General features: G+C 45.6%; 14 protein-coding genes. 13 read left to right on the top strand and 1 reads right to left on the bottom strand.

Annotated features, from left to right (window positions below; all coding sequences use genetic code 11):
- Window positions 1-111: 111 nt before the first annotated feature.
- Window positions 112-2,013 carry a ribosomal protection-like ABC-F family protein gene (gene abc-f / locus VSQ61_RS02790; protein ID WP_334342901.1) on the bottom strand — a complete coding sequence of 634 codons (1,902 nt, stop codon included), beginning with the start codon at window positions 2,011-2,013 and terminating at the stop codon, window positions 112-114.
- Between the two features lie 176 nt (window positions 2,014-2,189).
- Here abc-f and VSQ61_RS02785 point away from each other — a divergent pair, with 176 nt between their 5' ends.
- The 13 genes from VSQ61_RS02785 (at window position 2,190) to VSQ61_RS02725 (ending at window position 12,948) form a co-directional block, all read left to right on the top strand.
- Window positions 2,190-2,831 carry a redox-sensing transcriptional repressor Rex gene (locus VSQ61_RS02785; RefSeq protein WP_334342900.1) on the top strand — a complete coding sequence of 214 codons (642 nt, stop codon included), beginning with the start codon at window positions 2,190-2,192 and terminating at the stop codon, window positions 2,829-2,831.
- Between the two features lie 151 nt (window positions 2,832-2,982).
- Entirely contained in the window at window positions 2,983-4,182 is a 1,200-nt protein-coding gene (gene alr / locus VSQ61_RS02780) for an alanine racemase (protein ID WP_502877016.1), read from the top strand.
- Window positions 4,183-4,303: 121 nt separating this feature from the next.
- Window positions 4,304-4,651 carry a type II toxin-antitoxin system PemK/MazF family toxin gene (locus VSQ61_RS02775; RefSeq protein WP_334342990.1) on the top strand — a complete coding sequence of 116 codons (348 nt, stop codon included), beginning with the start codon at window positions 4,304-4,306 and terminating at the stop codon, window positions 4,649-4,651.
- Between the two features lie 97 nt (window positions 4,652-4,748).
- Window positions 4,749-5,477, top strand: coding sequence for a YebC/PmpR family DNA-binding transcriptional regulator (locus tag VSQ61_RS02770; RefSeq protein WP_334342898.1), 729 nt, complete (start codon window positions 4,749-4,751; stop codon window positions 5,475-5,477).
- 61 nt (window positions 5,478-5,538) lie between these two features.
- Window positions 5,539-6,321, top strand: a complete 783-nt coding sequence (locus tag VSQ61_RS02765; protein ID WP_334342897.1) for a CFI-box-CTERM domain-containing protein — start codon at window positions 5,539-5,541, stop codon at window positions 6,319-6,321.
- Complete coding sequence (locus VSQ61_RS02760) at window positions 6,318-7,589, top strand: O-acetylhomoserine aminocarboxypropyltransferase/cysteine synthase family protein (RefSeq protein ID WP_334342989.1); 1,272 nt, start codon at window positions 6,318-6,320, stop codon at window positions 7,587-7,589. Before VSQ61_RS02765 ends, VSQ61_RS02760 begins: the two co-directional genes overlap by 4 nt.
- Window positions 7,590-7,733: 144 nt before the next feature.
- Window positions 7,734-8,444 carry a ClpP family protease gene (locus VSQ61_RS02755; protein WP_334342896.1) on the top strand — a complete coding sequence of 237 codons (711 nt, stop codon included), beginning with the start codon at window positions 7,734-7,736 and terminating at the stop codon, window positions 8,442-8,444.
- A gap of 459 nt (window positions 8,445-8,903) precedes the next feature.
- A complete protein-coding gene (locus VSQ61_RS02750) occupies window positions 8,904-9,929 on the top strand; it encodes an Rpn family recombination-promoting nuclease/putative transposase (protein ID WP_334342895.1) in 1,026 nt (341 codons plus the stop codon).
- Between the two features lie 137 nt (window positions 9,930-10,066).
- Window positions 10,067-10,519, top strand: a complete 453-nt coding sequence (locus VSQ61_RS02745) for an NUDIX hydrolase (RefSeq protein ID WP_334342894.1) — start codon at window positions 10,067-10,069, stop codon at window positions 10,517-10,519.
- Window positions 10,520-10,633: 114 nt separating this feature from the next.
- Window positions 10,634-10,948: a hypothetical protein gene (locus VSQ61_RS02740; RefSeq protein WP_334342893.1), complete on the top strand. Its 315-nt coding sequence runs from the start codon at window positions 10,634-10,636 to the stop codon at window positions 10,946-10,948.
- 168 nt (window positions 10,949-11,116) lie between these two features.
- Complete coding sequence (locus VSQ61_RS02735) at window positions 11,117-12,154, top strand: DUF2953 domain-containing protein (protein WP_334342892.1); 1,038 nt, start codon at window positions 11,117-11,119, stop codon at window positions 12,152-12,154.
- 110 nt (window positions 12,155-12,264) lie between these two features.
- Window positions 12,265-12,669, top strand: coding sequence for a GerW family sporulation protein (locus VSQ61_RS02730; protein WP_334342891.1), 405 nt, complete (start codon window positions 12,265-12,267; stop codon window positions 12,667-12,669).
- A gap of 117 nt (window positions 12,670-12,786) precedes the next feature.
- A complete protein-coding gene (locus VSQ61_RS02725; protein ID WP_160567317.1) occupies window positions 12,787-12,948 on the top strand; it encodes a hypothetical protein in 162 nt (53 codons plus the stop codon).
- Window positions 12,949-13,024: the final 76 nt, after the last annotated feature.

The following is a 13,024-nucleotide window of genomic DNA, read 5'->3' as shown; positions in this document are numbered from 1 at the left end:
AGGTTTTTCCAAAATATTGATATGGAAGGCCGTAGGGGTTACTTTGTGCCAGTCTTTTTATGTGCATACACAGATATAGGATAATTCCAGGCTTTTGACAGATGATTCAGCCTATGCCAGTTCTTCCCATTGTTCGTAGAGGAGATCCAGACGCCTGGCTATAGCCTCCTTTTCCTGATGAAGCTTTAAGCACTCGGCAGTGCTGGTATAGATTTCTTCCTGGGTAAGCAGTTCGTCGATTTCCTGATCTCTGGTTTCCAGTTCAAAAATCTCTGCCTCCGTCTTTTTTAAATCGTTTTCCCGTTTTCGAATTCGGGCCTGTTCTTCTTTTTGCTGCTTCCAGTCCAGCTTTCCGGCAGAGGAGGCTTCGGATTTGGAACTGCCGCTATTTTCAGAGACAGGTGTCAGCGCCTCCCGCTTTTCCAGATAATAGTCGTAATTGCCGATATAATTCACTAATTGACGTTCTGTCAGATCCAGAATTCGGGTAGCGGTGGTATTGATAAAATAGCGGTCGTGGGACACATACAGTACAGTACCCGTATAACGGTTCAGGGCTTCCTCCAGAATCTCCTTAGACACAATATCTAAATGGTTGGTAGGTTCGTCCAGAATTAAAAAGTTGGCTTCAGAAAGCATGAGCTTTGCAAGGGAAACACGTCCCCGTTCGCCGCCGCTCAAATCCCCGATTCGTTTGAACACGTCATCTCCTGTAAAGAGAAAGGCTGCCAGAGTGCTGCGGATCTTGGTATTGTCCAGATTCGGGTAGGCATCGGAGATTTCTTCGAAAAGAGTTTTCTCCATATGAAGTACATGATGCTCCTGATCGTAGTAACCGATCTTTACCTTGGCGCCCAGACAAAAGGAGCCTTGGTCTGCATCCAGAAGTCCATTCAGGATCTTCAGGATTGTGGTTTTTCCGGTTCCGTTATTTCCGATTAATGCTACCCGTTCGCCCCGTTTTAGCTCAAAATTCAGATCTGTAAAAAGGGTTAGAGGGCCGAAGGATTTGGAAAGTCCTTCTACAGTAAGCACATCTTTTCCGCTTACAATCTCAGGTTCCAGGCAAAAGTGCATCTCAGAGCGGACTTCCGCAGGTTTTTCCAGAACTTGGATTTTATCCAGCATTTTTTCCCGGCTTTCTGCACGCCGGATGGATTTTTCACGGTTAAAGGATTTTAGTTTTGCAATAACTTCCTCCTGATGCCTGATTTCTTTTTGCTGATTCAGCCATGCACTCATCAAAGCCTCGCGAAGCTGAGACTTTTTGGCGGCATAATCTGAGTAATTCCCCTGAAAGGCGGTTACTTGTCCATTATCAATCTCAATCACTTTTGTGACAACCCGATTTAGGAAATATCGATCGTGTGCCACGATAATTACGGCTCCATCGTAGTTCAAAAGAAAGGTTTCCAGCCAGGCGATGGAGGCCATATCCAGATGGTTAGTAGGCTCGTCAAGGAGAATGATATCCGGGCGGGAGAGCAAAAGCTTTCCCAGGGAAACTCTTGTTTTTTGACCTCCAGAGAGGGTATTTACCTGTTTTTCAAAATCTTCCTCCGAAAAGCCCAGTCCCTTTAGAACACCAATGACTTCGCTTTTGTAGGCATAGCCGTTTTTTTGTTCAAATTCGTGATTGAGACGGGTGTAGGTGTCTAAAGCTGTCTTAAGGGCGCTGCCCTCCAATGATTTCATCTCCTGTTCCAGAGTGCGGATGCGGCTTTCCAGATCGATTACTTCACGCTTCATCTCTAAAAGCTCTTGATAGATGGTGCGTTGGCTTTCCAAATCCTGGTGCTGGGCCAGATATCCCAGCGTGCGTCCTTTTGCCAGCACTACCTCGCCGGAATCCGGCGTGAGCTCATGAACAATGATTTTCAGCAGGGTGGATTTGCCTGCGCCGTTAATGCCCACGATGGCGGCCTTTTCACGCTCTTCTATATGAAAGGATGCATCCTTTAAAATTACGTTGGTGCCAAATGAATGATGGATGCTCTGACATGCCAGTATCATAGTAAATAAAACCTCTGCTTTCCTGTATCTGCCCTTAAAGGACACGGTTATTTTTTATTATAACGGAAGCCGGGGAAAAGTCAAATAGTTTGTGAAAAATCCTACAAAGTCATTGACAACCCTCTGGGCGGCCGATATAATAAAAACAGAAAAATATGTGACGGGACGGTGTTTCAATGGAAGAACGGGAAATCTCAAAAGCAGTCATCAAAAGGCTTCCGCGTTACTACCGATACCTGGGTGAGATTATGGAAAGCGGCGTGGAGCGTATTTCCTCTGGGGAGCTGAGCGACCGGATGCATGTGACGGCATCCCAGATCCGGCAGGATCTGAATAATTTCGGCGGTTTTGGGCAGCAGGGCTACGGATACAACGTTGCGCATCTGTATGAAGAGATTGGAAAGATCCTGGGACTGGACAAGAAGTACAATATGATCATTATAGGAGGCGGCAATCTGGGTCAGGCCTTGGCAAACTACGTATCCTTTGAAAAAAGAGGTTTTGTGATCAAAGGAATCTTTGATGTGAATCCTGTATTAAAGGGCTTAAGCGTCCGGGGAATTCAGATTTATATGATGGAGGATCTGGAGGACTTTATTCGAGAGCAGGACATTCAGATAGCAACTTTGACGCTGCCTAAGTCTAAAGCGGCGGAGACGGCTGAGCTTTTGGTGAGGTACGGCATCAAGGCTATCTGGAATTTCGCTCATGTGGATCTGCAGGTTCCGGAGGATGTGCTGGTGGAGAACGTACATTTATCTGAGAGCTTGATGCAGCTGTCTTATAATATCAATCGGTATGAAAAGGAGCATTCTTAGAAAATAGTAAGGGGACTTAAAAGTCAGGCAGGCTTTTGGTTCCCTTTTGTTACTGTTGAGAGCAACTTTCTTTTCGTGTGCGGCAAATATGGTTCGGGAGTGGCTGTGAATCCCAATAGACATATAATATAGTTAGAAGGGAAGAAAAATGATGAATTCATATACACGTATAGGTGCTTTTGTGGATCTGGATGCCATAGAAGCGAATTTAGATGAGATCAAGGCCGGACTGTCTGAAAATACCAAGGTGACGGCTGTTGTGAAGACAGATGCCTATGGCCATGGGGCCAGGGCGATTGCACTTCATGTGGAAAAGAAGGAATACCTGTGGGGCTTTGCAGTGGCCATGCTGGAGGAGGCTCTGGAACTAAAAAGGGCAGGCATTCGAAAGCCGCTGCTGATTCTGGGGTATGTATATCCGGAGGACTGTGAAAAGATTGCCGGGCTTTTGGAGGAAGAGATGGAAGCAGATGGAAGCTTCTGCTCACAGATCCGTCCTGCTGTGTACACCTTAGAGACAGGGAAGGCTTTGTCTGCTGCGGCAGTGAAGCAGAGTGCTTTGTTGGGAAAAGATATTGTGATACCAGTGCATATCAAAATAGATACAGGCATGAGCCGCATTGGTTTTCCGGATACAAAGAAAACCATTGAGGAGATTCGGGAGATAGGGCGGATGCCGGGGATTCGGCTGGAGGGATTATTTACCCATTTTGCCAGGGCGGATGAGAGCGACAAAACCTCTGCGAAAAGCCAGATTGCCCGTTTTCAGGCATTTGAGGAAGCATGTCGTCAGGAAGGGCTTATTTTTCCCATCCGTCATTGTTCCAACAGTGCAGGCATTATGGAGTTAAAGGAAGCTCAGTGGGATATGGTTCGGGCCGGAATTATTCTTTACGGACTCTATCCTTCCAGGGAAGTCTGCATGGATGAGCTAATCCTAAAGCCTGCTATGGAATTGAAAAGCCATATTGTTCACATGAAAGAGATTGTGCCAGGAACGGAGGTCAGCTATGGAGGAATCTATCAGGCGGATTCCCCCCGACGCATTGCCACGATTCCGGTGGGGTATGGGGATGGTTATCCCAGAAGCCTTTCCAATAAAGGCTATGTGTTGGTCTGCGGAAAGAAGGCGCCGATTCGAGGCCGGGTGTGCATGGATCAGATGATGGTGGATGTGACAGAGATTCCGGAGGCGGAGATGGGAATGGAGGTTACTCTTTTTGGAAGGGATGGGGATGCAAATCTTTCGCTGGAAGTTCTATGTGATCTTTCCGGACGTTTTAATTATGAGTTTGTCTGTGATATAAATAAACGGGTACCCAGAATATATAATCACAAAGAGGTAAATTAAGATATCTCAATTAGCTTGGGCAGAACAGTAATATGAATACTTCCGATTTTTTTGGAAATACTTCCGATAAGGCTGGGATACATCAGCCAAAAGAATTTCAGGAAATCGGAGTGTGAGAAGATTGATAATCAGGCGAGGAGACATTTATTATGCAGACCTTCGGCCTGTGGTAGGCTCGGAACAGGGAGGCATTCGGCCGGTTCTGGTGATTCAGAACGACACGGGAAACCGCCACAGCCCTACCGTGATTGTGGCAGCTATTACCTCAAAGATGAATAAAGCGAAGCTTCCTACCCATGTAGAGCTGAGTACCAGACAGTGCCAGATTGTAAAGGATTCGGTGATTTTGTTAGAACAACTGCGGACCATTGACAAGCAGCGGCTTCGCGATAAGGTCTGCCATCTGGATGAAAGGCTGCTGGAAAAGGTAAATGAAGCCTTGCGGGTAAGCCTGGAGCTGGATACATAATGCTTGCCATCCCGGAAATTTAATGCTAAAATAGATAAGAACGTCTGCCCGCAGGAGGGTGCGGACAAAAGAACTAAAGGAAGAGGAGTGTTAAGCTATGTCAGGACATTCAAAGTTTGCCAATATAAAACATAAGAAGGAAAAGAATGATGCCGCTAGAGGCAAGATTTTTACGATTATCGGACGTGAGATTGCAGTGGCAGTTAAGGAGGGCGGTGCAGATCCGGCCAATAACAGCCGCCTCCGGGACGTAATTGCCAAGGCAAAGGCCAACAATATGCCCAACGATACCATTGAACGGGGCATCAAGAAGGCAGCAGGCAATGCAAGCGCCGTTAATTATGAGTATGTATCCTATGAAGGCTATGGCCCCAGCGGAATTGCTATTATTGTGGATGCATTGACTGACAATAAGAATCGGACTGCGGCCAACGTCCGGAGTGCCTTTACCAAGGGAAACGGTTCTGTAGGAACCCAGGGCTGTGTGTCCTATATGTTTGACAAGAAAGGGCAGATCATCATTGACCGGGAGGAATGTGAGACGGATCCAGATGATTTGATGATGCTGGCATTGGACGCGGGGGCAGAGGATTTTTCAGAGGAAGAGGACAGCTTCGAGATTATCACAGATCCCGATGCGTTCAGTCAGGTGCGCCAGGCATTGGAGGCTGAGGGGATTGTGATGGCAGAGGCCGAGGTTACGATGATTCCACAGACTTATGTATCATTGACAGATGAAAATGATATCAAAAATCTACAGAAAACCTTGGATCTTTTGGACGAGGACGATGATGTTCAGAATGTGTACCACAATTGGGACGAATAAATAAGACGGTAGATAAAGGTGTATCATCCAGATACTACGGAACAGGAATAGGAGAAAAAAGATGGATGTCGTAGCATACGGTGAATATTATAATAAGGCTATGCAGGGAATAGAGGACATGCTTTTTCAAGCAGGCAATCCTTTGTCTTCTTTTAAAAAGAATCTTTATGCAGAGGCTTTTCAGGCTTATCTTCGCAAATACATAGAAGTGATTGATGCCATTGAGAAGGTTTATGTAAAGGAAGACGGCGTGGACGAGGAGTGGCTTTTGAAGCTTGCGGATCATTTGGTGGAACAGGCAGCCGTTGAATTAGAACGGATTCCCAAAAAGGGAAAGCGCAGCGAGCAGCTGGTGAATTATAATATGACCCTTGCAGTATATATGTTTCCGGCTATCCTGGAACAGAAGGGACAGTCGGCAGAGCCCTTAACAGACTGCCTTGTGGAGAAATGGAACGCAGCCTTTAAAACTTCTGTAGGCAAAGCCAGCTATGAAAAGATTGAGAGCGGTTTTCAGAAGAAGCTGTGTTATATTACTACTGCTGTGTGTGAGAGTCAGGGAAAGGCAGACGATTGTTATGAGCTTACACTTCTTCGGGATTATCGGGATCGGTATCTGCTTTCCACACCGGAGGGAGCAGAGCTTGTAAGAGAGTATTACAACATTGCGCCTACCATTGTAAGCCGTATTGCCCGGTCGGAAGCGCCGGGACAAGTCTATAAAGAGATCTGGAGGAATTATCTGGCGCCCTGTATCGGGATGATTGAAGAAGGGAAGCCGGAGGAATGCCGGGAACGGTATATGGCTATGGTGTACGATCTGAAAGGAAGGTATATGGCATGAGGCAGGATACCATCTGCGTACAGGGCGGCTGGAAGCCGAAAAAGGGAGAGCCGAGAGTCCTTCCCATCTATCAGAGTACTACTTTTAAATATGATACTACTGAGGAAATGGGACGCCTTTTCGCTTTGGAGGATAACGGGTATTTTTATACACGCCTGCAGAATCCGACAAATGATTGTGTGGCTGCGAAGATTGCAGAGCTGGAAGGCGGCGTGGCGGCTATGCTCACTTCTTCCGGACAGGCAGCGAATTTCTATGCAGTGACCAATATTTGTGAGGCGGGAGACCATCTGGTTTGTTCGGCTAAGGTATATGGCGGAACTTTTAATTTGTATGCGGCTACCTTGAAGAAGATGGGGATGGAATGTACCTTTGTGGATCCGGATGCATCAAAGGAAGAGATTGAAGCAGCTTTTCGTCCCAATACCAAAGCGGTAGTGGGAGAGACGATTGCCAATCCGGCTTTGACGGTTTTGGACATTGAAAAGTTTGCCCGTGCAGCCCATGCTCATGGCTGCCCGCTGATTGTGGATAATACCTTTGCAACCCCCATTAATTGCCGTCCTTTTGAGTGGGGAGCGGATATCGTCACGCATTCTACGACTAAGTATATGGATGGACATGCTATGGCAGTGGGCGGCTGTATCGTGGACAGCGGTAATTTTGACTGGGATTCCCATAAGGATAAGTTTCCGGGGCTGACTACGCCGGATCCCACTTATCATGGGGTGACCTATACCCGGCAGTTTGGAAAGCTGGCTTATATTACCAAGGCTACGGCTCAGCTTATGAGGGATTTGGGAAGTATTCCCTCTCCTATGAATGCATTTCTTTTGAATGTAGGTCTGGAGACGCTGGCGCTGCGGGTGGAGCGTCATTGCAGCAATGCAAAGGCCGCAGCGGAGTTTTTGCATAACCATGAGAAGGTTGAATTTGTGAATTTTGCAGGATTGAAGGAAGATCCTTATTATGAGTTGGCCCAGAAGTATATGCCGAATGGCACCTGCGGCGTGATTTCCTTTGGCTTGAAGGGCGGCAGAGAGGAGGCTGTGCGGTTTATGGACAGCTTAAAGCTGGCAGCCATCGTGACCCATGTGGCGGATGCACGTACCTGTGTCCTTCATCCGGCCAGCCATACCCATCGTCAGATGACGGATGAGCAGCTTGCCAAGGCAGGCGTAACGCCGGGAATGATTCGGCTTTCTGTGGGGATTGAGAATCCGGAGGATATTATTGAGGATTTGGAGCAGGCTTTAAAGCAGGCTTAAAGTCCGGTAATTTACTTCCGGCCTGTTGCTTATGATTTTATTTTGTGAGCTGATTGCGGATATTTCATTAGGAGTATAACGAATAAAAACCGGTCTTGTTTTCCATACTAATACAAAAACGTATGGAAGCGAGGCTGGTTTTTTATGGGTAAGGAGAAAAAGGAAAAGAATCAGAATAAGGAGGAAAATCAGACGGGAGAGAAGCAGGAGCAACAGGATAAGCAGGTAGAGGAATATGGACAGCTTACTCTGGAGGATGGGGATGCCAAGATTCATTTGCTGAATATTATCGGAGAGATTGAGGGGCATGAATGCCTGCCTTCTAATTCTAAAACCACCAAGTATGAACATGTGATTCCTCAGCTTGCGGCTGTGGAGGACAGTAAGACGATTCAGGGGCTGCTGGTTCTTATTAATACGGTGGGAGGGGATGTGGAGTCAGGTCTTGCCATTGCAGAGATGATTGCATCTTTGAGTAAGCCTACGGTTTCTCTGGTTCTTGGGGGGAGCCATTCCATTGGGGTACCCCTGGCTGTGTCTACGGATTATTCTTTTATTGTTCCTACAGGGACTATGATGATTCATCCGGTGCGTATGACGGGGTTGATTATCGGGGTGGCTCAGACCTTCGATTATTTTCAGAAGATTCAGGATCGGATTGCCGGGTTTATTACGCAGCACAGCGGGATTTCGGAGGAGCGGCTGTTAAAGCTGATGCTGGAGACGGGGGAACTTACAAAGGATGTGGGATCTGTGCTGGTGGGAAGACAGGCTGTGGAGGAAGGGATTATTGACGAGGTTGGGGGGATTCGGGATGCGTTTGGAAAATTGCGGGAGATGATAGAAGAGGGGTGAGGACGGACGTCTCCGAGTAAGAAAATAGCTTCTGCTCCGGAGGGCTGACACGCCGGAGCAGAAGCTATTTTCTTACTCGGCGGTTGGTTGTCTTGTGAGGATGATGTGTGGGTATGGTGTATGTAAAATGTATGGATATGTATGGAGACTGCAGAGAGTGGGCAGTCTTTTCTGTATATGGCGGCGAGGTGATAGAAGTCTTAAAAATTTTATTTGCCAAATCCTGGAAAATCCTGTATACTGATTCTATCGAAGGATTCTGAGAAGTTTCAGACGTTTCTGTCAAAGAAATCCAAGAGATGATAACAAACTGCAGAAAGAAAGATATTGTATCAAGTGAGGAATTCTTTTATAATAAGAGCATACATACTGCTGACGGTATCTTTCTTACAGGAAATACTTTACAGGTATCCCTCTATGCACAAAAACATGTGCAATTTAAGGAAAGGAGAAGGCGGTATGGGTAATGAGGAAACATTTTTAATGAAACCAAAGGTGGATTTCTGTTTCAAGGAATTAATGGAGGATGCAGAAATCCGAAGGGGATTTATCTCTGCATTGTTGGGAGTGGAACCAAGGGAAATTGAGAGGACAGAGCTTCTTCCCACTTTTTTAAGGAAGGAGCACTCCGAGGATAAGCTGGGGATTTTAGATATCCGCATTTTTATTTGTGAACAGTTAGCTGAGGAAGGAGAAGATTCAACCGGAAAGAGGCAAATGGATTTGGAGATTCAGATAGCACCCTTTCCGGCCTGGCCGGAGCGGTCCCTGTTCTATCTGGCAAAGATGTATACTGGGTTGATTCAGAAAGGCCAGGATTATGATGTACTGCAGAAATGTATTCATGTGGGGATTCTGGATTTTACTCTTTTTGATGAAGACGAGGAATTCTATTCCCGCTTTCATCTCTGGGAGGATAGCAGACGGCGGATGTATACAGATAAGCTGGAGATCCATATCCTGGAGCTGACGAAGCTGAAAAGGAGAGAATATCCGGAGACAGAGCTATTGAACTGGGCTCGCTTTTTCAATGCGGAAAAGAAGGAGGAGTTTGAGATGGCAGCAGGTACAAGTCAATATATAGAAAGAGCTTATGAGAGACTGAATGTTCTCAGTGCCGATGAGGAGAAACGCCTGGAGTATGAAGCCAGGGAAAAGGCGATTCGGGATCATAATTATCTGATGACGACAAATCTGGAACTTGGCCGGAAGAAGGGGTTTGAGCAGGGAAAAAAAGCAGGGTTGGAAGAGGGACGCAGGGAAGGTCTGGAGGAAGGTCTGGAGAAAGGCTTGAAGGAAGGTTTGGAGAAAGGCTTGGAAGAAGGTCTGGAGAAAGGCTTAGAGCAGGGAGTGAAGGTTTTTATAGAACTTTGTCAGGATACTTTCTCAAGAGAAGAAACTGCTGTCAGATTGATTCGGAAGCTTTCTCTATCCTCTGAATCAGCGGAAGAATACCTGGAAAAATACTGGGTGCAGGAAACATAAATTTAAAAAGTTACAATTCTCAACAACACTTTAAGAAAGCCTTAAGCTCTCTTTTAAAGTGAAGGTCTTGTCAAACTTCTGAAAAAGAGTTATACTGATACCAGTCCAAGAGGCACACCAGACAGGGAGGTTTTGCAATGATTGAGGCAACCAGTTGTGGCGGTGTGGTAATATTTCGGGGGAAGATTCTGCTTTTGTACAAGAATTACAAGAATCGGTATGAGGGCTGGGTGCTTCCCAAGGGAACTGTAGAGCCGGGTGAGGAGTTTAAGGACACGGCGATTCGGGAGGTTCGGGAGGAGACAGGCGTAGACGCTTCCATTATTAAATATATCGGGAAAAGCCAGTATTCTTTTTCAGTGCCGGAGGATACGGTGGAGAAGGATGTCCACTGGTATCTGATGATGGCGGACAACTATTACAGTAAACCACAGCGTGAGGAATTTTTTGTAGATTCAGGTTATTATAAGTTCCACGAGGCGTATCATCTGCTGAAGTTTTCCAATGAAAAGCAGATTTTAGAACGGGCCTACAATGAATATCTGGATCTGAAAAAGAGTAATCTTTGGGGAAATAAAAAGTATTTTTAAAGGAATACCGCAAAATAAATCCTGTTCTTGCGTTTTGCGGTATTCCTTTCGTGCTTTGGAAGATACATTTTTTTACAGTTCCCCCGGAATCCGTATTAGAAAGGCAAATGCAGTATGAGGTGGGCGAAGGAACTCTATCTGAGTGAAAGGACAGCCAAAAAAAAGGACAAGATTATCCGAAAGGCGGACAGAGGTGTTGGAATGGTCAGTATCTACTTTATTTCGCTGGCATCCAATGAGCAGAATCTGTTCGATATCTTTCATGCCGCTCATTTAAAGCAGCCGGCTTTTTACAAGCAGAATCCGTTTGTTGTGGGAATAGCCTCCGATTATGAGGAAGCACTGGAGATGACCCGGCAGATGGTGGAGGATATTTACCGAGAGACTGGAGGCTTTCGGGCCAGAGAATATTTTGGGGCGGAAGAATAGACAGGAAATTTGCCGGAAATATTTTTTTGCTAGATGGTAAAGTCACAAAGGCGCACAAGAGGAACTTTCATGAGTGCCCTTTCGAATGAAAGTTTCTCTCATTACAGGTGTGTCGAAGCGACTTTACCCTTTCGTGCTATCACGCAGTGATTTAAATAGGAGAACCGGATGCTACATGTATTTTTAGTTATATTGAAAATAATTGGTCTTATTCTGGCAGTGCTTTTGGGGCTGCTGCTTTTGATTCTGCTTTTGGTGCTTTTTGTACCGATTCGCTATAAAGGGAAGCTTTTAAAGGAGAAGGAGTTGGAAGCAACGGCCAGGGTAAGCTGGCTTCTGCATATGGTCAGTGTTCCGATAACCTTTCGGCACGGTGTCCTTTCCGTGAGAATTAAGTTCTTTGGAATTACGGTGAAAACGCTGATGGAGGATGAGGAAGAACTTGAAAGAGATGCAGAAGAGCTGTTCCATGATGCAAAGGATGCGGCTGCCAGGGGAGAAGAAGATATAGAGGAGATGGAAGGACAGGAAGCTCCTCTGCCGGATAGTTCCGGTGAAGAAACGGGCAATCATACTGTTTTAGAAGACGAGGAGAAAAAGGAGCATATTCCAAAGGAAACTGCAGAAGGTGAAAAGGCAGAAGACAGAACAGAATCTGATTGGGATGAAGAAGAGGAAGAGCTTTCCAAATTGGATGGACCCGGGGAGGAAAATGGCGGCTTCATAAAAAGAATATTTGCTAAGATAAAGGCATTTTTCCTTAAGATTTTTGGAATATGGAAAAAAATTAAAAATCTCAAATATACATTCCGCAGATTCTGTGGTAAAATAAAAAGAAGCATTCGGAAATATCAGGATACCAAGGAATTTTTGCTGGACCAGCGCACGAAAGGAGCAATGAAAAAGTCTTTGGAGCAGGGAAAGCTTCTGATAGGAAAGCTTCTGCCGAGAAAAATACAAGGAGAGCTTCGGTTTGGTACGGAGGATCCGGCGCTTACAGGGGAAATTTTGGGCGGCATCAGTATATTCTATCCGATTTTTATGGATAATGTTAAGGTATACCCGGATTTTGAGAAGAGTATTCTGAAAGGGGAGCTGTTTGTAAAAGGGCGTTTTCAGCTCATGACGGCGGCTTTGGTTTTATGGAGGCTTTGGAGAGATAAAAATATCCGATATGTTTATCATAAATTCCGCCATGAGGAATAAGCATATGCTTTGCTTGACTTGGCCCGGCTATTAAGCAGTCAGTACAGAAAAGAGAAAACAGGAACAGCAATTAGAATAAGATTGAAACTTCAATAAGGAGGATTTGCGCCATGAACAATAATTTTGACACAACCGTACAATCTCTGTTTAAGGGAATGGACAGCTTTATTACAACAAAGACGGTGGTAGGAGATGCCGTTACTGTTGGGGATACGATTATTCTTCCACTGGTAGATGTATCTTTTGGCGTGGCGGCCGGAGCCTTTGCAGGAGATAAGAAGCAGAACGCCGGAGGGGGCATGGGTGCAAAGATTTCTCCAAGCGCCATTCTGGTAATATCCGGCGGCGTGACCAAGCTGGTGAATGTGAAGAACCAGGATACGGTGACGAAGATTCTGGATATGGTGCCGGATTTTGTGAATAAGTTTACAGGTGGGAAGAAGGAGAGCAGCCCTGTGGCTGATGCTATCCAGGATGCGGTGGATGTGATTGAGAAGGAAGAGACTGAGGAGTAACTTTGAGTAGCACAGCAACCAATAGGAAATATACAGAATTTTAGAAAAGGGCGGCAGGTATCTGCCAGCCCTTTCTCTGCATATAATAGGGTGAGAACTTTTTTGCCAGGAGCCTTTATGAAACAATTGCTTGGATTTGTCATGTTCTGGATAGGGGTTGGAATACTGACTACCTTTTTTATGCCCGTGCAGGGATGGTTTGTGCGTGCTCTGGCGGCTTTTTCCCTGATGCTGGTGGGTTATAATCTATTTTCTTCCGATGGAAAATGCGGAAAATAGCAGTAAATCTTCGCAGTTTCTTAAGAAAATTTAAATATTTGTAACAAATACTTCCCTTTTATGTAAAAATATTGTA

Origin of the sequence: Candidatus Merdisoma sp. JLR.KK006 (assembly GCF_036941035.1) — a bacterium.
Taxonomy (GTDB): domain Bacteria; phylum Bacillota; class Clostridia; order Lachnospirales; family Lachnospiraceae; genus Laedolimicola.
The sequence above is the reverse complement of the archived record's forward strand: the minus strand, read 5'-3'. Positions and strand labels throughout refer to the sequence as shown.